The 24,491-nt window shown below is 40.4% G+C and carries 26 protein-coding genes; 10 read left to right on the forward strand and 16 right to left on the reverse strand.

The window, feature by feature from the left end; genetic code table 11:
• Positions 1 to 130: 130 nt before the first annotated feature.
• Positions 131 to 916 (reverse strand): ABC transporter permease, encoded by a 786-nt coding sequence (locus J7J00_RS10895; RefSeq protein WP_214790533.1) that lies wholly within the window; start codon positions 914 to 916, stop codon positions 131 to 133.
• Positions 916 to 1,545, reverse strand: coding sequence for an ABC transporter ATP-binding protein (locus J7J00_RS10900; RefSeq protein ID WP_214790792.1), 630 nt, complete (start codon positions 1,543 to 1,545; stop codon positions 916 to 918). Before J7J00_RS10900 ends, J7J00_RS10895 begins: the two co-directional genes overlap by 1 nt.
• A gap of 188 nt (positions 1,546 to 1,733) precedes the next feature.
• Between J7J00_RS10900 and J7J00_RS10905 the strand changes: the two genes are divergently transcribed.
• Together J7J00_RS10905 and J7J00_RS10910 are read left to right on the forward strand one after the other, a co-directional pair.
• Entirely contained in the window at positions 1,734 to 2,552 is an 819-nt protein-coding gene (locus J7J00_RS10905) for a thermonuclease family protein (protein ID WP_214790535.1), read from the forward strand.
• Positions 2,553 to 2,663: 111 nt separating this feature from the next.
• Entirely contained in the window at positions 2,664 to 3,110 is a 447-nt protein-coding gene (locus tag J7J00_RS10910; RefSeq protein ID WP_214790537.1) for a sigma-70 family RNA polymerase sigma factor, read from the forward strand.
• A gap of 48 nt (positions 3,111 to 3,158) precedes the next feature.
• Here the strand turns inward: J7J00_RS10910 and J7J00_RS10915 are convergent, their stop codons facing one another.
• Positions 3,159 to 3,353 (reverse strand): hypothetical protein, encoded by a 195-nt coding sequence (locus J7J00_RS10915; protein WP_214790539.1) that lies wholly within the window; start codon positions 3,351 to 3,353, stop codon positions 3,159 to 3,161.
• A 452-nt stretch (positions 3,354 to 3,805) separates the two neighbouring features.
• Here J7J00_RS10915 and J7J00_RS10920 point away from each other — a divergent pair, with 452 nt between their 5' ends.
• On the forward strand, positions 3,806 to 3,982 hold the full coding sequence (locus tag J7J00_RS10920) for a YkvS family protein (protein WP_064505160.1): 177 nt from the start codon (positions 3,806 to 3,808) through the stop codon (positions 3,980 to 3,982).
• A gap of 199 nt (positions 3,983 to 4,181) precedes the next feature.
• Positions 4,182 to 4,808 (forward strand): hypothetical protein, encoded by a 627-nt coding sequence (locus J7J00_RS10925; RefSeq protein ID WP_214790541.1) that lies wholly within the window; start codon positions 4,182 to 4,184, stop codon positions 4,806 to 4,808.
• A gap of 49 nt (positions 4,809 to 4,857) precedes the next feature.
• Here J7J00_RS10925 and J7J00_RS10930 read toward each other — a convergent pair whose 3' ends face one another.
• The 3 genes from J7J00_RS10930 to J7J00_RS10940 form a co-directional block, all read right to left on the reverse strand.
• Positions 4,858 to 5,901, reverse strand: coding sequence for a YkvI family membrane protein (locus J7J00_RS10930; protein ID WP_214790543.1), 1,044 nt, complete (start codon positions 5,899 to 5,901; stop codon positions 4,858 to 4,860).
• 242 nt (positions 5,902 to 6,143) lie between these two features.
• Positions 6,144 to 7,838 (reverse strand): M3 family oligoendopeptidase, encoded by a 1,695-nt coding sequence (locus tag J7J00_RS10935; RefSeq protein WP_214790545.1) that lies wholly within the window; start codon positions 7,836 to 7,838, stop codon positions 6,144 to 6,146.
• Positions 7,839 to 8,058: 220 nt separating this feature from the next.
• Entirely contained in the window at positions 8,059 to 8,496 is a 438-nt protein-coding gene (locus J7J00_RS10940) for a MarR family winged helix-turn-helix transcriptional regulator (protein ID WP_076366852.1), read from the reverse strand.
• A 156-nt stretch (positions 8,497 to 8,652) separates the two neighbouring features.
• On the opposite strand from J7J00_RS10940, the gene J7J00_RS10945 reads away from it, so the two are divergent.
• From J7J00_RS10945 to J7J00_RS10955, 3 genes are all read left to right on the forward strand, one after another.
• Complete coding sequence (locus J7J00_RS10945) at positions 8,653 to 10,149, forward strand: sensor histidine kinase (RefSeq protein ID WP_214790547.1); 1,497 nt, start codon at positions 8,653 to 8,655, stop codon at positions 10,147 to 10,149.
• A 142-nt stretch (positions 10,150 to 10,291) separates the two neighbouring features.
• Positions 10,292 to 11,515 (forward strand): MFS transporter, encoded by a 1,224-nt coding sequence (locus J7J00_RS10950; RefSeq protein ID WP_214790549.1) that lies wholly within the window; start codon positions 10,292 to 10,294, stop codon positions 11,513 to 11,515.
• A gap of 114 nt (positions 11,516 to 11,629) precedes the next feature.
• Entirely contained in the window at positions 11,630 to 12,361 is a 732-nt protein-coding gene (locus J7J00_RS10955; RefSeq protein WP_214790551.1) for a ZIP family metal transporter, read from the forward strand.
• A 310-nt stretch (positions 12,362 to 12,671) separates the two neighbouring features.
• On the opposite strand, the gene J7J00_RS10960 is transcribed toward J7J00_RS10955, so the two are convergent.
• Both J7J00_RS10960 and J7J00_RS10965 read right to left on the reverse strand, forming a co-directional pair.
• Positions 12,672 to 12,914, reverse strand: coding sequence for an aspartyl-phosphate phosphatase Spo0E family protein (locus J7J00_RS10960; protein ID WP_214790553.1), 243 nt, complete (start codon positions 12,912 to 12,914; stop codon positions 12,672 to 12,674).
• Positions 12,915 to 13,342: 428 nt separating this feature from the next.
• Positions 13,343 to 15,502: a PAS domain-containing sensor histidine kinase gene (locus J7J00_RS10965; protein ID WP_214790555.1), complete on the reverse strand. Its 2,160-nt coding sequence runs from the start codon at positions 15,500 to 15,502 to the stop codon at positions 13,343 to 13,345.
• 276 nt (positions 15,503 to 15,778) lie between these two features.
• Here J7J00_RS10965 and J7J00_RS10970 point away from each other — a divergent pair, with 276 nt between their 5' ends.
• The gene (locus tag J7J00_RS10970; RefSeq protein WP_214790557.1) at positions 15,779 to 16,804 is read left to right on the forward strand and encodes an acyltransferase family protein; all 1,026 of its coding nucleotides are present in this window, start codon (positions 15,779 to 15,781) and stop codon (positions 16,802 to 16,804) included.
• Between the two features lie 184 nt (positions 16,805 to 16,988).
• On the forward strand, positions 16,989 to 18,749 hold the full coding sequence (locus J7J00_RS10975; RefSeq protein WP_214790559.1) for a B12-binding domain-containing radical SAM protein: 1,761 nt from the start codon (positions 16,989 to 16,991) through the stop codon (positions 18,747 to 18,749).
• Between the two features lie 37 nt (positions 18,750 to 18,786).
• On the opposite strand, the gene J7J00_RS10980 is transcribed toward J7J00_RS10975, so the two are convergent.
• Both J7J00_RS10980 and J7J00_RS10985 read right to left on the reverse strand, forming a co-directional pair.
• Positions 18,787 to 18,933, reverse strand: a complete 147-nt coding sequence (locus J7J00_RS10980; RefSeq protein WP_179891043.1) for a hypothetical protein — start codon at positions 18,931 to 18,933, stop codon at positions 18,787 to 18,789.
• Entirely contained in the window at positions 18,933 to 19,091 is a 159-nt protein-coding gene (locus J7J00_RS10985; RefSeq protein WP_098371175.1) for a hypothetical protein, read from the reverse strand. Before J7J00_RS10985 ends, J7J00_RS10980 begins: the two co-directional genes overlap by 1 nt.
• A gap of 121 nt (positions 19,092 to 19,212) precedes the next feature.
• Here J7J00_RS10985 and J7J00_RS10990 point away from each other — a divergent pair, with 121 nt between their 5' ends.
• A complete protein-coding gene (locus tag J7J00_RS10990; RefSeq protein ID WP_214790561.1) occupies positions 19,213 to 19,548 on the forward strand; it encodes a DUF3905 domain-containing protein in 336 nt (111 codons plus the stop codon).
• A 77-nt stretch (positions 19,549 to 19,625) separates the two neighbouring features.
• Here J7J00_RS10990 and J7J00_RS10995 read toward each other — a convergent pair whose 3' ends face one another.
• Genes J7J00_RS10995 through J7J00_RS11020 form a run of 6 tightly spaced genes read right to left on the reverse strand, consistent with a single transcriptional unit; the run spans position 19,626 to position 24,477 of the window.
• Complete coding sequence (locus J7J00_RS10995) at positions 19,626 to 20,603, reverse strand: quinone oxidoreductase family protein (RefSeq protein ID WP_214790563.1); 978 nt, start codon at positions 20,601 to 20,603, stop codon at positions 19,626 to 19,628.
• Positions 20,604 to 20,619: 16 nt separating this feature from the next.
• A complete protein-coding gene (locus J7J00_RS11000) occupies positions 20,620 to 21,399 on the reverse strand; it encodes an enoyl-CoA hydratase/isomerase family protein (RefSeq protein WP_214790566.1) in 780 nt (259 codons plus the stop codon).
• Positions 21,400 to 21,416: 17 nt separating this feature from the next.
• The gene (locus J7J00_RS11005) at positions 21,417 to 22,193 is read right to left on the reverse strand and encodes an SDR family NAD(P)-dependent oxidoreductase (protein ID WP_214790568.1); all 777 of its coding nucleotides are present in this window, start codon (positions 22,191 to 22,193) and stop codon (positions 21,417 to 21,419) included.
• Between the two features lie 28 nt (positions 22,194 to 22,221).
• Positions 22,222 to 22,980: a 2-phosphosulfolactate phosphatase gene (locus J7J00_RS11010; protein WP_286201284.1), complete on the reverse strand. Its 759-nt coding sequence runs from the start codon at positions 22,978 to 22,980 to the stop codon at positions 22,222 to 22,224.
• Positions 22,981 to 22,984: 4 nt separating this feature from the next.
• Positions 22,985 to 24,046: a phosphotransferase family protein gene (locus tag J7J00_RS11015; protein ID WP_214790570.1), complete on the reverse strand. Its 1,062-nt coding sequence runs from the start codon at positions 24,044 to 24,046 to the stop codon at positions 22,985 to 22,987.
• 29 nt (positions 24,047 to 24,075) lie between these two features.
• On the reverse strand, positions 24,076 to 24,477 hold the full coding sequence (locus tag J7J00_RS11020) for an acyl-CoA thioesterase (RefSeq protein WP_214790572.1): 402 nt from the start codon (positions 24,475 to 24,477) through the stop codon (positions 24,076 to 24,078).
• Positions 24,478 to 24,491: the final 14 nt, after the last annotated feature.

Raw genomic sequence — 24,491 nt, forward strand, 5'->3', positions numbered from 1 at the left:
AAGAAATGCCCTTTTCCTTATCAGAATAGCATTATCATTCCCAACAAACAAACCAAAACTATTGGTACCTACAAAATAGTACAAAAATATAGATGGAACTGCAACTATTACTTTTCAGATTCTTCAAAGTTTAAATGGACAACTGTGCATTTTTAGTGAAAAAAGCCCTGAAACTCAGCATAATGAAAAGGACCACCGTTAATGAAACACTTCCGAGAATCCCGATTAATATTGCAATCTGGTATTCAATGGCGATGAGCGGACTTATCCCAGACAGGATTTGCCCCGTCATCATTCCTGGAAGGAAGATAATCCCCATCCCGAGCATATTGTTCAAAGTCGGGAGCACTGCGGAGTCGAATGCAGCATCCACATATTTCTTCACAGCCCTCGCTGGAGTCGCCCCAAGCATCAACATCGCTTCCACCTTTTCACGATTACTGCTAATCCCATCATGGAGGTTTTTAAGCGCCAATGTCACTCCAGTCATGGCATTCCCCACAATCATCCCTGCAATTGGAATGAAATACCTCGGCTCATACCATGGCGTGAAATGGATCACGACCACATTAAAATAAAACAAGGCCGCCATGGGTCCTGACAACATACTTAGGATAACCATCCTTTTGATTTTCTTATTAATTGTATTTGGCACTTGCTTAAAAATATTATGAATGGAAAACAGAGCCATCGCACATAAAAACCCTAAAGAAAGTAAAGGGTGGGGATTTTCAAAGATATATGTCAAAACATATCCGGCAAGAATGAGTTGGACCGTCATCCGTAACGTAGCGAGCATGATTTGCTTTTCCCGTGAAATCCCCCGCCATTTCACGATTATGAGCAGAATCACTACAAATACGTAAGCCGCACAAAGACGCCAGAACTCAATATCTATTATCCCATTCGCCTCCATTAATAGTCACCCTCCTTCGCCTTTTTCAGAACGATCCTCTTTTCAGCACATATTTCCGCAAGCTGTTTTGAATGGGTTATCATGATGACCGTTCCTTTTTCCCGCTTCACTTCTTCTAAAAAACGGCTCATGACCTTCAGCTCGGCTTCTTCATCAAGAGCTGAAGTCGGCTCATCCAGCAAATACACCTCGGGTTTCAATAAAAGTAACCTTGCCAGTGCCAGCCTCTGTTTCTCCCCGCCAGAAAGATTCTCCGCCCCCTCGTCTAAAGACTTCAGCAACTGGACGGTTTCTAGTGCTTTAACTAATTCGGCTTTATCCTTTTTTTCTCGTTCGCTCAATTCCAGGCCAATCTGCAGGTTTTCTTCAATCGTACCCGGTAAAGTGAACGGTGACTGGGAAAGCATTGTGACTTTACGCCGGAGCTCTATCGGGTTGAATTCATCCAGCAACCGATCCTGATAATAGATCGAACCGCTATCCGGGTCATCCATCCTGTTCAATAATCGGAGCAGTGAGGTTTTCCCTGCACCGCTTTCCCCGATCAAACAAGTAACCATACAAGCGGATATTCTCAAATCATCAATTTTCAAAATCCCTTTATACCTAATATTTTCAAGCCTAAATATCATTTTTACACGCCTGCCTCCCTTACTCCACCATATCATTATAAGAAACTATCATGAGATGAGGTAGCGATGCATGTAAAAATTTCAATGATTTTCATTTTCTTTCCCTTTTTTATAGGTTAGTATTATTCCTGCCGAATATATCCACGACGGACGTGGAAAAACCTAAATAAATGGAGGGACTTATCATGAACGGAAATTCCTTTTTACATTCTTATCTGAATGTTTTTCTCCTGACTGCACTTTGCCTGATCACGTTGTCTGGCTGCCAGGCTGCATCAGATAACCTAATTAAGCAATCCAAACAGGAAGATTCAATTTCCAACGAAGACATCCGATCCAGTGCGAGTTCTTCAAATGAAGAAAAAGGCAAGACATTCACAGCCGAGATCATTAAAGTTGTTGACGGAGATACAGTAAAAATCAAAATGGCTAATGGAAATGAAGAAACGGTCAGGCTCCTTTTGGTAGATACTCCAGAAACCGTACACCCATCCAAGCCCGTTCAGCCTTTTGGGCCTGAAGCAAGCAAATTCACCAAGGAACTAATGCCAGCGGGTTCTGAAGTGGAAGTAGAAACCGGCATAGGTGAAAGAGATAAATATGGCCGGTTGCTGGCCTATTTTTATGTTGACGGTAAAATGGTGAATAAACTCCTGCTTGAAAAAGGCCTGGCCAGGGTAGCCTATGTTTATGCACCAAACACGAAATATCTAGATGAATTGGAAAAAATTCAGAAACAAGCCCAAAAAGACGAAATCGGTATTTGGTCAATTGAAAACTATGCAACTTCAAAGGGGTTTGATGATTCGAAGTCCGTAGAAGCTTCAGTGGAAAAGCCAACTGCATCTTGCAGTAACCCGCAAATTAAAGGGAATATAAACTCTAAAGGCAACAAAATATATCACATTCCTTCGGGCCAATATTACGAAATAACCAAACCGGAAGAAATGTTTTGTACCGAACAAGACGCACAGGATGCTGGATTCCGAAAATCGCAAAGTTAACAAATACAATGGTTAATAGTATGCCCGCTTCGGGAATCACAATTAAGAACGTATAAGGGGCTTAAAAGAGGATCAGTTTGCCTGCAGTTTTTTATTTAAAAAAGTTCCAGCTTGATTTCAGAAATCCGCTCCCTTTCCATCTATAAAAATAAGGAAGAATATTTTCAAGTAGGATTGATTGCTTTATGGGAGTCATATGGGAAATTCGATGAGGAATGCGGTCAGTTCTCCAACTATGCCTTTACGGTAATCAAAGGCAAAATTCTGAACGAATTAAAGCATCACCATAAATATGAAGCCCACACCGAACCATTTGATTCCTTCATACTAGAGATTAAGGATCCATATTCAATACACGATGAGGCTTTTGCCATCGATAATATCTTAACCTACACGGATGGATTGACACTGAATCAGCAACGCTGGCTTTTACAGACGTACTTGGAGAATAAAACGGTGACTGAAATTGCTGAAGAATATCAAGTTACTATCGCAGCCGTCAAATCATGGAGAAGGTCCGCTTTAAATAAATTAAGGAAACAATTGATTTTTCCATAATGAATAATTTAGGGTGGCTCAATCATGAGCCACCCCCCAAAATATTCATTAACTTCTCGCTTCTTCTAAATACGTATAAATTATCATACCGTTATGTTGAGCATTCCCCCGAAAATGTTTAAAGTCTTCCCTTTTAACAAGAACCTCACGAAAAGGTAAAAATTCTTCTTTTGTTATCCTGAATTCATCCATTTCCCGATTTGCCAGTTTATCGAGTACATCTTTTGCTTCTTCTGCATTCATAAGATTGTCCTCCTTAATTATCAAATGTTCTATCATTTCTACAGGAGAAATTCCGTTTTTATTTTAACATAAGCTTGCCACTTAATATAATTCAGAACTTTTTGAGGCCCACTGCTACATAATTCTTTACGAATGCTTTAAAATAGTGCAAACTGTATAGTAAAATATCATAATGTAAAATGATTGGCATTTTTTGTACATAGAATTACATACTGGTACGCATAACTGCGTTCACAAGATATACCAAATTATGCCACATCATTATATCTGCTCCATTACAAGAAATCGTACCTTCCTTTAAAAGTTTAGCTTACTGTACCGACATAAGAGATAACTTTTTCTCTTACTAGCACTTCCCACGTCAAAATCTAAACTGCAAGATGTTCGAATAATCCAATTACTCCATAGTTACTTTTTGATCATTGGAAACAAAATGGGAAAGGATGATTACCATGAAGAAAGCGGAAGTTGGAAATATCATTGAATTTAGAGAAGGCTTAAAAGGAATCGTCGAGAAAGTGAACGAGAACTCAGTAATCGTGGACGTCACGTATATGGAAAATTATCGTGATTTGGAACTTGAACAGAAAACCGTCGTCAACCATAAAAATTATAAAATCATAGGATAATTCAATGTACTCAAACGGGATGGTTACTAGATGACCATCCCGTTTTTCACTTTATCGCAATCCTCCGAATTGATTCTCCTGCTTTTTGTAACCATTTCCATTTCATACCGTCTAATTCATTAAAGGGCAAAACACCTGTATTTGATGCAGGTATATCCAAATTCAGATTGGAATTTCTATCAGAAAGATGAGGGATCACATGACTAGTTGGACACGTTATATTGGCTGTGTCACATTCGCAGCTTTTCTTCTGTCTGGCTGCGGTACGACCACAGACGAAAATGCAGATGAGCCACAGGAAGATTCAGTAAAAGAGGGGAACGAAGGCAATACTTCTCAAGGAGGTAATCACAATAACCGAAGTGATAACAAAGTAAGACTGATGGAGCAAAACCTGCAGTATACAATTAACGGGGAAGCAAAAGAAAAAACAGCTTTCCTAAAAAAAAGTGATAACCAGCCGTTCAGCCTCTATGTTTTGCAACAATTCAGATTAAGTGCCGAAGAACCAGGAAAGGACATTGTGTACCTGACTAAAGATGACTCCATTTATATGAGAATCGAATTGTTGAAGGCGGATGTCAATTGGGATGAGGTGGAAAAAAATGTTCAAGCCCAGCTGAAAAGCATTTCAGAAACAATTAGCGATCCTTCACTTGATGTCGAGGACGGAACGGGCTTTGAAGTGGAAAGCGGCGATGATGTGATCACTTCCATATTGCTCAAGGATGAAAAATCACCCGTCCGCTTAACTATATTCACGAAAGAAGATAGAGATTACCGGGATGCTTTTCTAGAGATGGCTAAGACGCTGATAAAAAGGTGAACATCCACTATACCCTGTTACGGAGGGCTAAGGACTGGCCCCCCGTTCTTCATAACTCCTTCCCCGCCTTGCTTTTCCAGACCAGTATTAAAAAAAGGAGGCTTATGTATCCAAAAACCGGATAAATATATCCTAGTAACCTTCCATATCCGAATTCACTGATGATCAAAGCTATTAAAAAAATCACCGCTATGATCATCATGCTTGGCAATTTAGTATAATTGCTGATTTGCCTCTGTAATCCATAAATGTTTCCGATGACCGAAGTGAATATCTCCCCGTAAATCACCAAAATGAACATCCAATATAACTGACTGGCTGCCGTTCTCATAATAACCGCTGAAGGAATTTCATATCTATTCACGTCAGGAAGTGTCATAAGCGAAAAATGCCCCGTCAATAAAATGATCGTCAGGAATATCCCCCCAAGAATTGCACCATGTTTAATGACCTTCTCATCTCGAACTTCATACGCAACCGGAACCAGCACAGCCTGTGCCAAAGCAAGGTTAAAGGCTGTATAGGCAAATGGTGACAAAATCATTTTCACGGTGATCACTTCATCAGGAACTTTTGTAAGGGTCTTAAAGAAATCCCCATTATCCAAAGTCGAGAAAAAAAGGATCAAGCTAAAGCAGATCATGATCGGTACAACAAAAGAGTTCACAGTGAAAACACCGCGCATGCCCATCATCAGGACCAAGGATGCCAGTATGATCGTAGACCAACTTCCTATACTTTTAGGCACACCAAGTTGTTCTTCAAAAACGGCCCCTGAACCCGAAATCATGACAGCCGTCACCCCTAACAGCATGATAAGGAAAAAGAAGTTGATGATTCCCGCTATTTTCCTCCCAAAAAGAAATTGGTTGAATTCCTCATAAGAAGATGCTCTTATCCTTGCGGAAATGAGCATGATTTTCGTCCCAGTAAAAATGAAAATATAACCTGCTATTAAAATCCCGATAAAGCCATAAAAGCCATAACGGGTAAAAAACTCGACAATCTCTTTTCCAGTTGCAAATCCTGCACCGACGACTGTGCCTACATAAACTGCTGCAATCTGAAAACTCCCTGACCACCTTGACAGCATACGCTCCCCTCCTCCCTACATTTATATGTAAGGAAGAGATATTTAAGACAAGCCGAGCAATATTCCTTTCATCGGCTGTTTTTCTGGGCTAACATTCTCTCCTTGTGAAGTCTGAAACTCCCGATGCATTTCTCTGTGGAGCTTAAATCAGCACTTTTCATGCCCGCATTCCGAACGTATGAAAGATTTAAAAAAACGCTTGGAATAATCTCCAAGCGTTCGTATCATACAGCCTAATATTTTCATAATGCCTTATCATCTACAGTGGAGAGCCATTCGTCTATCACCTTTACAACGGAATGCACAGTACCGTCATCAAATGGGGATTTCAGATTCGCAGATTCAACAAGATTAAGGAACGACTTGCTGCCTCCAAGTTGGCACAGATTCAAATAATCACCCCAAGCCGTTTCATCTTTTTCAGCCGACCTTTTCCAGAATTGGAAAGCACAAATCTGGGCCAATGTATAGTCGATATAATAGAAAGGTGATTGATAAATGTGGCTTTGCCGCTGCCAATACCCGCCATTCTCCAAGAATTCATTTCCTTCATAATCGCGATGTGGCAAATATTCCATCTCGATCTTACGCCAAGCCTGCTTTCTTTCAACGGGGGAGGCATCAGGATTTTCATAGACAAAATGCTGAAATTCATCAACAGCTACCCCATACGGGAGGAAGATGAGGGCACCGCTTAAATGGGAAAACTTATACTTTTCCGTATCTTCCTTGAAAAACAGCTCCATCCATGGCCAAGTTAAAAATTCCATGCTCATCGAATGGATTTCACATGCTTCATATGTAGGCCAATAATACTCAGGAATGTCAAGTTCACGGCTGCGATACACTTGGAATGCATGGCCTGCCTCATGCGTCAAAACATCTATATCCCCGGAAGTACCGTTGAAATTAGAAAAGATGAATGGAGCTTTATAGTCTTCTATAAAAGTACAATAGCCACCGCTTTCTTTTCCTTTCTTCGCCACAAGGTCCATCAGGTCATTATCAATCATATAGTTGAAAAACTGATTAGTTTCAGGCGAAAGCTCCTGGTACATCCTTTTCCCATTTTCGATGATCCACTCAGCATCGCCTTTTGGAATGGCATTACCCGTTCTGAAATGAAAATTCTCATCATAATAGTTCAGTTTCTCCAATCCAAGACGTTCGCGCTGACGTCCCTTCAGCCGGGTGACAAGCGGTACCACTTCCTCTTTCACCTGCTTGCGGAATGCAGCAACCATTTCAGCATCATAATCAGTCCGTGTCATTCGATAATACCCAAGTTCCACGAAATTCCCATAACCTAGCGCTGTCGAAATCCCATGCCTCACCTTGACAAGGTCATCGAATATACGATCCAATTCCGCCTGCTTTTCTTCAAAGAAACCGTAATATGCCTCACTTGCATTTTTCCTTAACTCACGGTCCGAGGACTCCATAAAAGGCTGGAGCTGCGCAAGTGTTAATTCTTTTCCATCAAAGTGAATTTTTGCTGAGGCAATCAATTGTGAATATTCACTTGATAATTTATTTTCTTTTTGCAGCTGTGGTATGATTTCGGGCGAAAAAGTTTTGAGTTGGGCCTCTGCCAGGTCAAATAGTTGAGTTCCCCATTTCTTCTCAAGCTCCTTACGATATTTCGAGCGAACGAGTTCATTGTAAAATTTTGAGGTTAACTCTTCCATTTCAGGGGAGAAGTCATCTAAATAATCATTCTCAGCTTTATAAAAATCATCATTGGTATCAATGGAATGCCGTATGTAGACCAAATTGAACATCGTACCTACATAATTTCGGATTTCATTTATTTCTTCCATGGCTCTTATTTGCGCATCAGCATTAGCAGCGTCAGTAAACTTTTCCAAAGCTTTCATGAATCGGGTTTTAATTTCATCCATTTCAGGACGTTTATATTCATACTCATTAAATTTCATATGTACGCTCCTTTTCACGATTTAAAAACATTTTTTCAACCTGAGTAGCGTTATTCATCGAATTCATTTTCAAGACACATTCACCATTATCGCGGTTATCGTAATATAATTTAATTCGCCACAGCGTTATGAAAAACCTTTATGTCCTCAAAACAAATTCAGATTTTATCAGATATAAAAAACCAGCACCTGTAGTGAAATCCGGGTGCTGGTTCTTTAGCTAATTTTGAGCGGAATACCCAATCTTTTTAAGCAATTCGATAACGGTGGCCTTTTCATCGTGCGTAAGTACACTCATGATATCATCGATTCTTTTTTCATGCTCAGGAAATACTCCTTCAATAAAGGCCTTTCCTTTATCCGTTATTTTTGCAAAGGTTACACGGCGATCCTCTTTACATGCTATTCGCTGTAGATATTCCTTCTGTTCAAGTTTATCCACGACATAGGTAATGCTGCCGCTAGCTAGCAGGATTTTTCCGCCTATTTGCTGAAGGGGCTGATCCCCTTTATGATAAAGCAATTCCAGTACGGCAAACTCAGTTGGATTCAAACCCTCTTCAGCTATATGTTTATTTACCACATCATTAATGGATCGATGGGCTCTAGACATCACAATGAACAGTTTCAAAGACTGTTGGATGTTATTATTCTCCATAACTTCACAACCTTAAAAATTTTTAATTAAAATATCTTGAATTAAAAGTTATTATATGACATAAAGACTTTTTTGTCAATCTACCCTGTTAGTATGCACTATTGTTTAATCATTCATTTTGATATACTTGAAAAAAAAGCTAAAGTAGTGACAATCATGAAAACAAGGCATAAATTCACCACATATCTACTTATTGTTATTTTACCATTAATTATTCTCTCAATCATTTATTGGGTGCATTTAGAACGTTTCATTCAAAAAGAAAGACAGGAACAAGCTGAATGGGCGGGAACGGTTTATCAAGAATACATAGATCAAGTTATCAGAGAAACGAAGGAAAACCTTGAGCTGCTTAGCCTTAGCAGTTCCGTGCTTTATATGGATAACAAAAAAACCGAACTTCTTATGAAATGGATCAAAGATACAGATTCCAGGTATGCCGGAATTTATTGGCTAAATCGTGACGGTGTCTCCATTTCAGGGACGAATAAGAATTTCAATCATTACTATTTAATTGAACAGAATGATATAGAACTTGCAGTAAAAACCCAAAAAGCCGTTGTTGTAGGAACAAAGGAGCTATATAGCCCTGATTACAATTATTTTTCCATTTTTGCTCCCATTCTGGATCATGATAAAAAAGTGCAAGGGTTTTTATTGGCACATATCAGGCTGGATCATATGGAAAATATATTAAAGATTCTCAGCCCTGGTCATACCTTTATATTGGAAACAAAGGACAAAACCCGAATTTTAGATATAAATGCCGACGAATTTACTGGACATTCTAAATGGGTGGATGTTCCTTTGACCGAAGTCGATTGGAAACTGTCCGTCAAAGTGCCCGATAAGATTAACACAAATAACATGAATGTATTTTTAATGCTTGTCTTTTTCACCTTCTTTTTTACTCACATGATTTATACCATCGTGGAGGAGCTGATCGTTCGCAGGAATACCAAAAACCAAAAGTTACTAAACGAAAGGCAAAAAATAGATTTTGTCGGTACATTGGCTGCCAGTACTGCACATGAAATAAAAAACCCACTTACCGGCATAAAGGGGCTAGTGCAGTTATTGGTTGAAAAACACCCCGAAGAACAAGATCAGTTCTATTACTCTGTCATCATGAAGGAAATTGAACGGATCAATAGTATCGTCAGCGAATTTTTGATTTTAGGGAAGCCGATGGCCCAGACTTTATCCTTATATGATATCCGCAGTATCATTGCTGAATTGAGACCAATAATAGAATCAGAAGCACGTCACTTCAATATTGAAGTGGAATGGAATATCATAAAGGAGCCGATCCTGGTTCATTGTACAAAGGACCAACTCAAACAAGTCATCCTCAACATTGCCAAAAACGGTTTCGAGGCCATGGAAGTTGGGAAAAAGTTAAGGATTCGAATTCACCATGAAAATGAATGGGCTAAAATCATAATCATCGACACCGGGCAGGGACTGAATGAAAAAGAAATAGGTAAAGTGTTCGATCCCTTCTATACATCGAAAAAGGAAGGAACGGGATTAGGGCTATTTGTGTGTAAACGAATAATCGAATCTTTTAACGGTACCATAGAGTTTTCAAGTACACCTCTGAAAGGTACAACCGTAACAATCAGCTTACCGCTGATAAAAGACCACCCTTAGCAAAACTTTGAAGAGTTTCATTTTTTTATCAATGCCAGTAACGATTCCGATTTATTTAAAGGTGTCATGCATACCGTGCATGCTTCTTGAATCTATTTATGGAATAGGTAAAAATCTTAATCAGGAAGAAGGAAATATACAGATGGGAAGTATCGCTGCCATTAAAACAAAACCGCAAAAACAAGATATGACTCTGAAAATCATGATCATCATTGGCATATGCCATTTAATGAATGATTCTCTTCAGGCCGTCGTACCGGCCATGTTCCCAATCCTCGAAAAATCAATGTCCCTAACATATACACAGCTGGGAATGATTGCATTCTGCCTGAATATCGTCTCATCCCTCCTGCAGCCGGCAGTTGGGTTCTATACGGATAAAAAGCCAATTCCATACGCATTGCCCATTGGGTTGACCAGTACTTTAATCGGGGTCATCATTCTCTCAATGGCCCCAAACTATACCATTATCCTTGGTGCAGTCATCTTGATGGGCTTAGGGTCGGCCATATTCCATCCCGAAGGCTCCAGGGTGGCCTATATGGCAGGCGGACCAAAGAGAGGCCTGGCACAATCAATTTATCAGGTCGGCGGGAATAGCGGGCAGGCACTTGCCCCACTCATCACAGCCATCGTACTTGTTCCTTTTGGTCAAAAAGGTGCACTCTGGTTTGCCCTGGTTGCCTTGATGGCCGTTATCCTATTGCTGTATATTGCTAAGTGGTATTCCCAAAAATTAGTTCACTTCCAGCCTAAAAAGCTTGCTGCAAAAATAATCAATAAAGAGCGGTCCCATAAAGTGGCCAAAGCCCTGGTATTGATATTATTCATAATCTTTGCCCGTTCCTGGTATGTATCGTGCATGACGAACTTTTACAGTTTTTATTTGATCGAGCAGTATTCATTCACGATAAAATCCGCACAATTTTTCCTATTTGCCTTTTTGGCCGCCGGTGCTGTAGGTACATTTTTTGGAGGTCCGCTTGCTGATAGATTCGGGCGTAAAAATGTCATTTTCTTTTCTTTCGCTGCCAGCATGCCAATAACCGCACTTTTACCATTCGTACCTCCTACAGCCGCTTTTATTTTATTATTGATGGCGGGATTCATTATAATGAGCAGTTTTTCCGTCACTGTAATATACGCACAGGAATTGGTCCCGGGAAAAGTCGGAACGATGGCAGGCTTGACAGTGGGGTTAGCCTTTGGAATGGGTGCCATTGGATCCGTTTCATTGGGAGCCATTGCAGATATAATTGGAATCGAATCCATGATTAAGCTAGTGGGTTTCCTGCCATTACTGGGGATCATCAGCATACTGCTGCCGACTGATCTGACATTGAAAAAATGGTATACAGAAGAATGACTGCAAAATAGTTTTTTCCTGGAACATTTTCTTTATGTCTAAATACAATAAATTATTGTTCCACCCAAAAATTCACTAATGAGTAACGATAAGTACCATACAAAGGAGAAATTTATGAGTGGAGTTTTATTAGGCAGCATCCTATCTGCTATGTCTACAGGGTTTGGTGCGTTACCAATCTTGTTCATTCAAGGTTCAATCACACATCGATTCAGAGACACGCTTCTGGCATTTACGGCTGGAATTATGATGGCTGCTTCGTTATTGAGCCTGATCCCGGAGTCTCTGGCCACCGGAGGGTATATGCAGCTAGTCATTGGGGTTTTTCTCGGGGTAATGACATTAACGATCATGGAAAAAAACATTCCTCATATCGATCTCAGCCATACGAAAAGTGGCATTCAGTTCGATGAAAAGGCTTTGCTCATCATCACTGCCATTACACTCCATAATATTCCTGAGGGTCTTTCTGTTGGGGTCAGTTACGCCTCTGATACTGCTGATACAGGTAATTTGATCGCTTTTGCCATCGGCCTGCAAAATGCACCGGAAGGCTTACTAGTCGCCTTGTTTTTAATTAATCAAAAAATCGGTAAACTCACAGCGTTCCTGATAGCAACCTTAACCGGTACCATCGAAATAATTACCGGCTTACTAGGTTTTTATTTAACCTCTTACATTGGGTTCCTGGTTCCATACGGCCTAGCTTTCGCCGCCGGGGCCATGCTTTTCATCGTTTATAAGGAATTGATTCCTGAAAGCCATGGGGATGGTAATGAACGCACATCTACCTATTCCTTCATTGTCGGCCTTTTGTTCATGGTCATATTATTGGAAATGTTGTAATTCCCGAACTTCCATGGCTGGCTCCATCAAGTGAGTCAGCTCTTACTTTTCATTTATCAGTGTAACCCATTCAGAAAAATTAAGACTTCTAAACCAATCCCGATGCATGAAGGACACCTTCTGGTGGCCTCCCCTCGATATATACCCCAAATCCATAGGAAATTCAAAAGATATATTGTCTTGTTTATATAAGTCTTTCATTAATTGTTTTCAGATATGTTTACAAAGGTTCATTTCACCAGAAAACACACAAAATTGCTTGTCTCCTTGCCTGCTACTTTAAAAAATCATGCATGCATTCAAATCCCCTCTAAAAGGTAATGTCGTCATTAAAGGGTTGCTGCACAATAACAACCATCTCTTCTCGCTTATTTCTCACTTCCACTGATGAATGATGTTGAAGGATCAAATACTCATTTATAAGTTTATCAAGCTGCTCACTTTGGCGAAGGGTATACTCATGATTTAGTCCATACATTTTGGCCAACTCCATCATTTCCCAACGCTTCATTCGAATCTCAGAACAAATTTCCGTTGCACACCTAGAATTCATAACAACATTCACTACTCCTGCCTTTTTAAAGTTACATTATAATAAAGAAGTATTACAAAATATGCCTTATATGTAAATAGGTTCGCAAAAAAAGACAAAACTTCTTAAATTGCGATAATGCTTTACCTACCAGCAGACAGGATATGACGGAAATTTCTAAGCATGAACCTCTATATTGATTATGTCGATTTCATATGAAGCCCGCTCCGAAAATCGATTCGAAAGTTCTGCAATTTGGATGTCATTCTTATTTTCCGATTAATTACTTCGGAAGCTTCTCTATAATGGAAGCACAATACTTTTCATGGTTACAACCCTTAATTGTGATTCCAAGATAATAAATGATGAAAAAAGGAATCCAATAAAGGATTCCCCATTAACTAATGAAAATTTCATATAAAAAAAGGTTTGGAACATCCCCTTCTGCATTACTCAAATGGCAAATAAATATGAAAGCTCGTCCCTTTTCCCACTTCGCTTTCCACTTCTATATAGCCATTGTGCTCTTCAATGATTTTATAGCTGACCATGAGCCCGAGCCCCGTTCCCCTATCTTTCGTCGTATAAAAAGGTTCACCCAATTTTTTTAGCATTTCCGTTGAAATCCCCATGCCTTTGTCAGTAATTGAAATGCAAACGTATTTCTCTGAAAATCGGCTTGTTTTAATGGAAACCGATCCCCCATCCGGCATGACTTCCAATGCATTTTTGATGATGTTAATGAACACTTGCTTTAACTGGTTCGCTTCACATAAAACGTTAAATTCATCTTCTTCAAAGACTGTCTCGAATTGAATATTTTCCAATAGTGCCTGAGCAGCCAGTAATTCCAGTGTCTCTCTCAATATGGTATGAACATCCTGTTTGAAAATTTTTAGCGCCTGCGGTTTTGCCAGTACCAAAAATTCCGTGATAATGGTTTCGATTCGCTTAATTTCGGAAGTAATTACATGAAAGTATGTGGAAAACTCCCCTTTAACACCATCCTCAAGCAACTGGATAAAACCTTTTAAGGCTGTCATTGGATTCCTGATTTCGTGAGCAATTCCAGCCGCCAGTTCACCAACGACATTCAAAGTATCCGATTTTCGGATTTGTTCCTGCATTTCGAGATTTTTACTCACATCACGGAAAATGCTTAAGTTCAGGTTCGAATATAAATTTTTCCTCGTCAGAAATTCAATATGCTTAACCCTTCCATCTTCGTATGTTATCGGAATGATGGAAGAGTAGACCTCATGCTTATAAACATTTTCAATGTGAGCGTTCAAGACAGGAGCATTTTCAGGAATTTTTTCAATGAATCCCTTTACAGATAAAGATAGCAGTTTGCGCTTCGAAATCTCCAATATTTTCTGACCAGCTTCATTAATATCGGTGAACCCTTCATGATTCCATAAAATCAAGCCGTCTAATGTTCCCTCAAAAATCTTCCTGAACTTCTTTTCACTATCCCTTAATTCCTTCTCAATCAGCCAGCGCTCACTGACATTTCGAAAGATCGTTACGTTATATCCGTCACCTTCATGTTTTTTGGCAGTCAATTCAAGCAATTTAATTTGGTTATTAGGCATTTTATAAATCAGCTCACCCCGCACCTGGGTGTCTCTTTCAAACGTCTCCATCATCTGGCCAAAATGGTTATTATTGCTGCACACGTATTTCCAGATATGACTGCCGATCAAATCCTCTCTGCTGGATTCGAATATTTTACATGCTGAATGATTGACCCGAAAAATGATTCCGTCATCATTCCAGAATATGATTGCGTCCATGGACTGGTCGAATAATTCGGCAAAAATCCGTTCGCTCGTCTCTAACTTTTTTTCTATTATATTTGATTCTGTAATTTTTCGAAGCACCGACATATATAATTCATTTCCTACCGTTGAACTTAACGAGAAAGTGAAATGATGCAGTTCATCCCCAACCTTTATCTCTACCTCTCCTTTGAAGTTCGACTCATCAAAGGCTCTTTGTATGCTCTCATCCCAATATTCCCTATAATATGGGGATATGAGGTCCCTCATATTCTTACCGACAATCTCTTTTTTCGGGATGCCCAAGACATGGATAAAGGCATGGTTCACTTCCATTATTATTCCTGAACTGTCGAATAGAACGATGCTTTCTATGGCTGTATCGAAAATGTCCAAAAACATCTGCCTTGACATCCTTGTTTCCCTTGACGAAGAAACATCCAATGTCACATCCCCCAATCGGTAGAACTGCTGTCCTTCGGAAAGAGAGCCTATACGTATAAACTCTATTTGCTTAAGGGCTCCGGTATGTAGCTGGATAATTTGCCTTTCACTTTCATTCGAGGTTTTTAGGGAACTTGAAACTTCCTGGTTATTTAATGGGATGACATCGAGAAAATCAGTTATCTTCATGGACTCCAGTTGCTCTTTCGCGGTTTCCAGCAGGGCACAAGCGGCATCATTGGCATAAGTGAGACACAGTTCTTCATCAACCCTAATATAAGGCTCTGACATCGAATTGAAAATGTTCAAAAACCCTTCGATCTGTTTATTCAATTTTAAAATTTCCTGTTTATATTCCGTTTCATTCTCATAACCGATTTTCATATTAACCCCCCTCATCAAAACCGATACTTACCAACTTTATTCGACATCCATCTTGATTTTCCTCGGTATTTTTCGAAAATCGGCGCAATCAAACCATTCCAAAATTATCCTATATATCAAATTATAGTATATTGAATACTATAAAACTTAGCGTTAAGCTTAATTTAAGGTTATTATAATAAATTTAATAAATATTGATTTAGTACAAGGTATTTAGGGTATAAGAAATAACAATGCTTTCTAGCTACCTTAAAAATTTATTAAATGGAGGCAACGATGAAACAACGTGATTTTTTCTTCGATAACGCCAAGTTCATTCTTATGGCTTTTGTCGTCTTTGGACATTTGCTGAATACGTATATACATGACAGTGAAACGATATATGCTTTATATAAAACCATTTATTCCTTTCACATGCCTGCCTTTATCCTTGTATCAGGGTTCTTTGCGAAAGGTTTTTATCAAAAAGGGTATTTAGGTAAAATTACAAAAAAACTGATTTTGCCCTATATCATTTTCCAATTGATATATACCGTTTACTACTATTTCTTATATGAACGTTCTGCCATCACTGTAGACCTGCTTGACCCCCAATGGTCGCTATGGTTCCTGATCAGTTTATTCTGTTGGAACATCATGCTCCTTGGTTTCTCGAAGCTAAAGCCATCAGTAGGCATAGGTTTATCTTTTTTAATCGCATTATTGATTGGATATATTGACAATATCTCCAATTACCTTAGTCTCTCCAGGACATTCGTTTTTTTCCCGATGTTTTTGATCGGGTACCATTTAAGCAAGGAACATTTAAAAAAACTATTCACGCCCAAAGTTCGTTTGGCTTCAATTAGTGTCATGTTAGTGATTTTTATCGGTTTTTATTTATATCCCGATATCAATTATAAATGGCTGCTCGGTTCGAAACCATATGCCGAACTTGAAGATGCGACAATCGTGTCCATGTTTAAACGTCTAGGATTTTATGGATTGAGCATAATTTCAGTGTTCAGCTTCCTTTCGTTCATTCCACGCGGACAATATTTCTTTACGAACTGGGGTAAACAAACCCTTTATGTCTATCTGCTGCATGGTTTCTTCATTCGGTTTTTCCGTGAAAGCACCATCCAGGATTACTTCAGCAATACAGAGAGCTTTATCATGCTCGCTGGCCTCTCATTCCTGATTACCGTATTATTATCAAGTGAAATGATCGCTACCATGGCGCAGCCAATCATCGAATTGAAAGCGACCAAGACAAAACGTTTCATGACTAAAACGAAAGAGTATATTAAACAAGCTTTTTAAATAAAACGGATGAAGCATTTTCTGCTTTATCCGTTTTCGACTTTCAAGCTGAAAAGATTCCCCTTCAATACCATAACTCATTTTTCAAATGGAGTACGCTATGGTAAAATTACTCGTTAGTGCTTGTTGGCTTAAAAAGACATGTACACGAAAGGAGCCAGGCGTTTCTTTTACGCCCTTTAACATGAATATAATAATCAGTACTCTTAACGCAAAATATATCCATACATCGCTATCCATCCGATATTTAAAAGCTTATGCCCAGCCAGATTATGATGTACAGCTGGCAGAATATACGATAAAAGATCCAATTATGAACATAGTTGGTGACCTTCATTCCAAAAAACCTGATGTCATAGGGTTCAGCTGCTATATTTGGAACATCGAGGAAACAATGAAAGTCGTAGCCATGCTGAAGAAGATCAATCCAGAATTGGTTATCATTCTTGGCGGACCTGAAGTCACCTATGATGTTGGGGAATGGCTTGATCAAATTCCCGGGGCTGATTTCATCGTAATTGGCGAAGGTGAAGTCACCTTCAAGGCCCTTTTATCTGAAATTGAAGGTTCGAATGACTATAAGAAGGTCGGCGGCATTGCATATCGACAGGATGGAAAAAAAATCATCCAGCCTCAGAACGGCAAGGTTGATTTGAAATCCCTCCCTTCTCCATATCGTTTGGAGGAAGACCGCGGCGACCTATCTAAACGTGTCACCTATATCGAAACTAGCCGAGGGTGCCCGTTCAGTTGCCAATTTTGCCTTTCATCGATTGAAGTGGGTGTCAGGTATTTTGATCGTGAAAAGATTAAAGAAGATATCAGGTACCTTATGGCTAATGGTGCCAAGACCATTAAGTTCGTTGACCGAACCTTCAATATTAGCCGAAGCTATGCCATGGAAATGTTTCAATTCTTAATCGATGAACATCTACCCGGTGTTGTTTTCCAGTTCGAAATCACGGCGGACATCATGCGTCCGGAAGTTATCCAGTTCTTGAACGATAATGCCCCTTCAGGATTGTTCCGCTTTGAAATAGGGGTACAATCGACGAATGATCATACGAATGATCTAGTTATGAGAAGGCAGAATTTCGAAAAATTGACCAGAACCGTCACGATGGTAAAAGAAGGTCAGAAAATTGATCAGCATTTAGACCTAATTGCCGGTTTACCTGAAGAAGATTATCATTCTTTCAGAAAGACTTTCAATGATGTTTTCGAGCTCAGACCCGAAGAGATGCAGCTTGGTTTCTTAAAGATGCTTCGTGGTACTGGCTTACGGATACGTGCTGATGAACACCAATATATATACAGCGAACATGCTCCATATGAAATCCTGGGAAATAATGTTTTATCCTTTGATGACATTGTCCGCATTAAACAAGTTGAAGATGTCCTTGAAAAATACTGGAACGATCATAGAATGGATCACACCACGGAATATCTTGTCAAAACGGTATTTCAATCACCATTCGACTTCTTTCAAGATTTCGGAACCTATTGGGATGAACAAGGCTGGTCACGAATCGGACATCAGCTTGAAGACTTATTCAGACGCTTACAGCAGTTTTTGGCTTCCCGGGAATCTGCTGAACTGAAAAACATTATCGGACTCATGAAATTGGATTATTTCATGAACCAAAAATACAAACCACGTAAGCCTTGGTGGGAAGCTTCATTAGATAAAAGTGGGCGGAAAGAGATATATGAAGAGATTCTGGATAAGCCTGAAAAGCTTGGTTCCTCTTTCACAGCCTTGGCACTTAATGAAAAAGAAATATACAAGCACACGTTGCTCGAGGCACTTCCCTTTGATTTGGAAACGTATTTAGCTGAGGGAACAATCGTCGAGAAACCATCGTTCATGCTTGCCTATTTTGATCCGAGTGGTAAGGGTTCAACGATATTCCCTCTCTCAAAATCTGGCAGCATCATTTTTTAAGAATAAGGACGGACCCAAGAATTGGGTCCGTCCTTATTTACTTATCACTATCACGTTTTTTATTTTCTTTTGCCAAAATTTCATAAATTTTGGTTGCGTTCATATCGCCGCTGAATTCGATTCCAAATTCAGTTCGTACATGTTGTCCCATCTTTTCCTGGCTGTTCTGTTTTTCTTTATCCATTAACTTCTTCCTTTTCTGCCTTGCTTTGAATTACGGTTGGCACCTTTCATTGCGTTTTCCTCCAATGCGAACTCATTGGAAAATTCATTTTCAGCTTGGTTTCTTTTTGGCGTTTTACTTGCTTTGACAGCACCATCCACATTGGCTTTCCGTTTCATTTTCATCCACCCTTTTCAAATAGTTTACATTTTAGAATGGGGTAAAAATGCCTGAAATTATTCAGGGATAATATAGGGACAGACGAGAAAAATAACCGTAAAACGGAAAGGGAGACACTACATGAAAAAGAAATTGGATTCACCAATTGTCGACGATACACAACCACACCAAATTAACGCACCAAGCTTTAAGGGAACCGGCATAAAACCACAGGCTCCATTCGTCAATGATTATGGAGTCGTCATTGGCGACAGTAAATATGCTTCTGAAAACTCACCACTCGAAAATTGGAGCGAAAATACAGACCCGGAAATCCTGGCTGGAGACGAATGGATACACCCCACCAATGATATAGGCTGGAATTCAACTGAAAACCGCGAACTGTTAGAGGCTAAAAAAGCGCCGCAGCCGCCTTTCATGCATCCTGATAAGGATGTGAGCACTGATACGGATTGAATCGTTCTTAAGGGTCCAAGGAATTAGTGAAATCCAATTAAAATACAAGGGGTGCATCATATATACACCCCTTCTTCTCATTTCACCTGCAAAATCAACTTCCCTTTCGTTTGACGGGCGTTCATTTCCTCATGAACGGCTGCTGCCTTTTCAATTGGGTAGATGCCGCCGATAGTTAGCTTAAGTTTCCCGGACGTGACGTAAGAAAAAAGGTCTTGAATGCTAGGCAACAGCAAATCTGGGTGTTTCATGATCTGTGGCAGGAAAAAACCTACGACGGATTGATTGCGCCTCATTAATTGCTGCGGGTTCATCGTATAAGGCTTACGACTGGCATTACCAAAAACAACGAGACGTCCAAATGGAGCCAAACATTTCAATGTTTTATTGAAAACATCCCCTCCTGCCATTTCCAGAGCCACGTCTACTCCCTTTCCTCCCGTGACCTCACGGACTTTCATTTCCCATCCTTCTTTCGTGTAATCGATAAGTTCATCCGCCCCCATCGATTTATCCAGTTCCAACTTTTCCACTGTGCTGGCGGTGGCAATCACTTTTCCAGCCCCGAAGATTTTGGCTAATTGTACGGCAATCGTTCCCACTCCACCTGCAGCAGCATGGACCAATACCGTTTCCCCCTGTTGCATGCGTCCCATTGTCTTTAGAATATGATAGGCGCTCAGACCTTGAAGTGGCAGGGCAACAGCTTCATGAAACTGAATGGCATCAGGAAGCGGAATGGCCGAGAATTCATCTGAAAGGGCATATTCTGAATATCCACCCGATTCAATCAAACTCACGACCCTTGTACCGGGTTTGATTTTGGTCACCTTCCCCCCAACTTCCACCACAACGCCAGCCACTTCCGCACCTGGAATGAACGGAAGTGGCGTAGGTACCACATATTGCCCTTCCCTTCTGGCTGTATCTGCATAATTGACGCCGACACAATCGATTTCAATCAGAACTTCATGCCCAGTTGGCACAGGCCTTTCCATTTCAGTCAATTTCAGTACTTCCGGTCCGCCGTATTCTTCAAAATGAATGGCTCTCATCTTTATCCCTCCCTTATTAATTTCCTGTAAATTCCGGTTTTCTTTTTTCTTTGAATGCTGCAACTCCCTCCAGATGATCTTCTGTGGAGGCCATCAAGGTTTGCGTGATACGTTCCTGTTCGAGCATTTCATCAAGTGTAGCCGTAAATGAATGGCTAACGAGCTTTTTCATCATCCCATAAGCTTTTGTCGGTCCTTTTGCCAGCTTTTCCGCAAGTTTCAATGATTCCTCTTCAAGTTGATTGAGTGGATATATATAATTAATGATACCTAACTGGTATAAGCGTTCCGCAGAAATTGGCCCGGCAGTAAAGAAGAGCTGCTTTGCAAGATGGGGCCCTACTAATTTAGGTAAAAAATACGAACCACCTCCATCAGAGATCAGGCCTACCTGTGAAAAACTCATGGCAAATTGACTATCATCGGAAGCCACGATCAAATCACAGGCGAGTGCCAAATTAAATCCTGCCCCTGCCGCAAATCCATGGACGGCAGCCATTACGGGAACTTCAGAAGCATCCAGAGCCAATATGCATTCATTCATTCTGCCAACATGATCATACAATTGACTTGCAGAGGCCTTCCCCATTGACTTAACGTCACCTCCCGCAGTGAATGATCTTCCCGCCCCTTTGATGATGACTGCCCTTATATGTGGTGTTTGTTTTACATCCTTAATCGCTTTCGTTAAGCTTGCAATCATATCCGGGCTAAATGCATTCAAGCTTTCAGGACGATTCAAAGTCAGGATCATTACATTATCGGTTACCTCTGTCAATAAGTGTTCTTTTAACATTTACCCATCCCCTTTTTCTATTTGATCAACCAGCCGCCATCCACCAATAAATCCGTCCCAGTCATATAGGAAGCCTCCGGCGAAGCAGCAAAGGTAATGACATTACTTATTTCCTCCGCTTTCCCCACTCTTTCCAGTGCCGTGTTCCGTTGAATCGACTTTACGAATTTTTCATTTTGCAATCCACCCTCCGTTAAAGGCGTTTCAATGAATCCCGGTGATACGGAATTGACCCGAATGCCGGCTGCAGCGAGTTCCAGTGCCAATGATTTCGTTAAACTGATGACCCCTGCTTTAGCAGAGCTGTAATGCGGGATGAATGCCCCTGCCTGATGTCCTGACAGTGAAGCCACATTCACGATTGCCCGATTGATGGCATTATTTCCACTGCCAGCTCCTTCTTCCATCACTTTTCCCAAGTACTTGGAAACTAGAAAGACACTTTTCAAATTGACATGTTGAATCATATCCCAATCAGCTTCAGATGTATCCAAAAGCTTCGAGGACTTTGATCCACCTGCATTATTGATTAAAATGTGAAGGTCACGATATTGTTCCTTCACATACATGGCCAGATTCTTTACATCTTCCTCGACGGTAACATCTGCAGGGAAAATGTCGGCTACGGGAATCGTGTGCCTTGCATTGATTTCTGCAGCTGCTTCCTCCAGCTTTCCTTTCGTCCGCCCTACCAACAACACTTTTGCCCCTTCGTCCGACAGGCGCATCGCTGTAGCTTTCCCAATACCGGAACCTGCACCTGTCACCACCGCTATTGCCTGTGAAAATCTCATACCCTTCACTCCTTATCCAGGTTTTAAACTACGTTTCCTGCCTTTTCAATTCAGCTTCGATCTTTCCATCCACCAACTCTGGGACAAGATCCATCGAACCTTTTTGCGCCGCCAATTCCAAATCTGTGATCAAGCTGTGTTTGTCAAACAACTGTCCGACATATGATGATTTCAGGATATCAAAGGCATTTTCGCTATTGGTTCGATAAAGCGCTTTTGCAGCCTTTGCTGCATCGTTGAGTATGAACGTACCTTGTGATCCAGCAATCAGGCAATCTATCAAATGACCCGCACCGTAAAAGTCTTCCAGACTGAATTCACCTGAGTTTCCCGAACAAACGATGATGATCGTTTCTGTTTTATGATGTTTTTTTATTTTTTCAGCAACAGACGGATTATTTAACAAAGATGCGATATAAACCTTTTTGGCAGCGGCTGAATTCCTTAGCGCAACCGTTCCATTAGTCGTGGACAATATTAAAGTTTTGCCAGGTACCAACTTACTCAATAGCGTCGGACTTGGATACATTAAATCATCAACCGGCTTTGCTTTTAGTTCCCCTGCCACTATGGAATCCCCATGGTCCAATTCCTGGCTTTTCACCAAGGCATCCACTGGATCCATGACAGGTATCACCTGGCGTGCTCCATCATGAAGTGCTGAAATAATCGTTGTGGTCGCTAATAACACATCCAGGATGACCGCAACTTTATCCCCCTCTTGGAGCTTTTCCCTATCTATCTCTTCTTTTTTTAGTAGCAAATGAATGTTTTGTATATATTCCATTTAATTAAACTTCCTTCGCAGCTACATTTGCAGCATGAGTGAGTAAGCCTTTAACCGTTTTTCCGAGATTGGAAAAACGGGGATCATTTGTCTGGCCTTTTTTATATCGATAATAGATTTGCTGAAGGATGACAGCTAACTTAAAGTAACCAAAGGTTAAATAAAAATCGACGTTGGAAACATCCCTGCCGCTTCTTGCTGCATACTTCTCGATAAATTCCCTTCGTGTCAGGAAACCAGTTAAAGTCGTGAGTGACGCTTGACCCACACCGAATTTGATAAGTTCCGGGTCACCGCTTTCCATCCAGTAGCTTAAAGCCACTCCTAGATCGGCTAGCGGATCACCAACGGTGGACATTTCCCAATCAAATAAACCAACCATCTCTGTAAGGTCCTTGTTAAACATGGCATTATTGATCTTATAGTCATAATGGATAATTGAAGTCTGGCTATATTTCGGGATATTCTGTTGAAAATAATCGATAAGCGGACGAATTTCCTTGATTTCATCTGTCTTTGCTCTCTCATAGCGGGAAATCCATCCGCGTACTTGTCTTTCAATGAATCCTTCAGGTTTGGAAATTTCAACCAACCCCGTTTTCTCATGGGGAATCGAGTGAAGATCAGCAAGCCGATTGACCATCACATATGAAAGCTGTCTGCACTTTTCAACAGTAGGCTCGATTCCCTTGGGAAATTCGGTATCTATTACAATTCCATGTTTCCTTTCCATTAGGAAAAAAGGGGCCCCCGCAATCGATTCATCATCCGAGAACAGAATAGGCTCGGGAGCTGCTTGAAAATATGGGTTGATTGAAGAAAGGATATGATGTTCACGCTTCATATCATGTGCCTTTGGAGCAACAGGACCAAGAGGTGGCCTTCTTAGGACAGCCTCCCACTCACCAATTCTCAGCTGATAGGTCAAATTGGAATAGCCCATGGAAAATTGTTGCAATTCTAACGGTTCATTTGGAAGATCCAATACACTTTTTCTTAGGAAACCTTCTAATGCAACAATATTCAGTTCCTCGCCGGGCCGAACAGGAATCATATCGTCAACCATGTTCTTCCCTCCTTTAGACTTTTGTCATCCTAATTATGAACAAGAAGTGAAATGAGCTTTTCTTTAATAAATTCAGGAATAGGTTCACTTTTTTGATTCAAAAAATTAAAACAGACTAAAACTGCACTTCCCCTAGCAATCACTTCCCCAGTTTGTGAACAGAGGATATCATGGACCATTTCACAACTTTTCGTACCTACCTTTGTCAAAGATGTACGGATGGTCAAGAGTTGATTGAAAAATCCCTGAGCAATAAAGTCGCATTTAGTGGAGGCTAACAAAAAATTCCAAGATTCGACATTCGCCGCTAGGCCTAAAGCTTCAAAAAATTTCATGCGTGCTTCTTCGAGATATATGAAATAGCTTATGTTATTGATGTGGCCCAAAGCATCCGTTTCGGAAAAACGGACGTTGACTTCCAATTCATGCATAAGATCCCTCCTTA

This window comes from Bacillus sp. ISL-4 (assembly GCF_018613275.1).
Taxonomy (GTDB): domain Bacteria; phylum Bacillota; class Bacilli; order Bacillales; family DSM-1321; genus Peribacillus; species Peribacillus simplex_E.

What these genes read in the sequence shown, in the direction of transcription:
- J7J00_RS10895 (WP_214790533.1), bottom strand. Translation starts at nt 916, where the DNA reads ATGGAGGCGAATGGGATAATAGATATTGAGTTCTGGCGTCTTTGTGCG.
- J7J00_RS10905 (WP_214790535.1), top strand. Translation starts at nt 1,734, where the DNA reads ATGAACGGAAATTCCTTTTTACATTCTTATCTGAATGTTTTTCTCCTG.
- J7J00_RS10915 (WP_214790539.1), bottom strand. Translation starts at nt 3,353, where the DNA reads ATGAATGCAGAAGAAGCAAAAGATGTACTCGATAAACTGGCAAATCGG.
- J7J00_RS10920 (WP_064505160.1), top strand. Translation starts at nt 3,806, where the DNA reads ATGAAGAAAGCGGAAGTTGGAAATATCATTGAATTTAGAGAAGGCTTA.
- J7J00_RS10925 (WP_214790541.1), top strand. Translation starts at nt 4,182, where the DNA reads ATGACTAGTTGGACACGTTATATTGGCTGTGTCACATTCGCAGCTTTT.
- J7J00_RS10930 (WP_214790543.1), bottom strand. Translation starts at nt 5,901, where the DNA reads ATGCTGTCAAGGTGGTCAGGGAGTTTTCAGATTGCAGCAGTTTATGTA.
- J7J00_RS10935 (WP_214790545.1), bottom strand. Translation starts at nt 7,838, where the DNA reads ATGAAATTTAATGAGTATGAATATAAACGTCCTGAAATGGATGAAATT.
- J7J00_RS10940 (WP_076366852.1), bottom strand. Translation starts at nt 8,496, where the DNA reads ATGGAGAATAATAACATCCAACAGTCTTTGAAACTGTTCATTGTGATG.
- J7J00_RS10945 (WP_214790547.1), top strand. Translation starts at nt 8,653, where the DNA reads ATGAAAACAAGGCATAAATTCACCACATATCTACTTATTGTTATTTTA.
- J7J00_RS10950 (WP_214790549.1), top strand. Translation starts at nt 10,292, where the DNA reads ATGGGAAGTATCGCTGCCATTAAAACAAAACCGCAAAAACAAGATATG.
- J7J00_RS10955 (WP_214790551.1), top strand. Translation starts at nt 11,630, where the DNA reads ATGAGTGGAGTTTTATTAGGCAGCATCCTATCTGCTATGTCTACAGGG.
- J7J00_RS10960 (WP_214790553.1), bottom strand. Translation starts at nt 12,914, where the DNA reads ATGAATTCTAGGTGTGCAACGGAAATTTGTTCTGAGATTCGAATGAAG.
- J7J00_RS10965 (WP_214790555.1), bottom strand. Translation starts at nt 15,502, where the DNA reads ATGAAAATCGGTTATGAGAATGAAACGGAATATAAACAGGAAATTTTA.
- J7J00_RS10970 (WP_214790557.1), top strand. Translation starts at nt 15,779, where the DNA reads ATGAAACAACGTGATTTTTTCTTCGATAACGCCAAGTTCATTCTTATG.
- J7J00_RS10975 (WP_214790559.1), top strand. Translation starts at nt 16,989, where the DNA reads ATGAATATAATAATCAGTACTCTTAACGCAAAATATATCCATACATCG.
- J7J00_RS10980 (WP_179891043.1), bottom strand. Translation starts at nt 18,933, where the DNA reads ATGGATAAAGAAAAACAGAACAGCCAGGAAAAGATGGGACAACATGTA.
- J7J00_RS10985 (WP_098371175.1), bottom strand. Translation starts at nt 19,091, where the DNA reads ATGAAACGGAAAGCCAATGTGGATGGTGCTGTCAAAGCAAGTAAAACG.
- J7J00_RS10990 (WP_214790561.1), top strand. Translation starts at nt 19,213, where the DNA reads ATGAAAAAGAAATTGGATTCACCAATTGTCGACGATACACAACCACAC.
- J7J00_RS10995 (WP_214790563.1), bottom strand. Translation starts at nt 20,603, where the DNA reads ATGAGAGCCATTCATTTTGAAGAATACGGCGGACCGGAAGTACTGAAA.
- J7J00_RS11000 (WP_214790566.1), bottom strand. Translation starts at nt 21,399, where the DNA reads ATGTTAAAAGAACACTTATTGACAGAGGTAACCGATAATGTAATGATC.
- J7J00_RS11005 (WP_214790568.1), bottom strand. Translation starts at nt 22,193, where the DNA reads ATGAGATTTTCACAGGCAATAGCGGTGGTGACAGGTGCAGGTTCCGGT.
- J7J00_RS11010 (WP_286201284.1), bottom strand. Translation starts at nt 22,980, where the DNA reads ATGGAATATATACAAAACATTCATTTGCTACTAAAAAAAGAAGAGATA.
- J7J00_RS11015 (WP_214790570.1), bottom strand. Translation starts at nt 24,046, where the DNA reads ATGGTTGACGATATGATTCCTGTTCGGCCCGGCGAGGAACTGAATATT.
- J7J00_RS11020 (WP_214790572.1), bottom strand. Translation starts at nt 24,477, where the DNA reads ATGCATGAATTGGAAGTCAACGTCCGTTTTTCCGAAACGGATGCTTTG.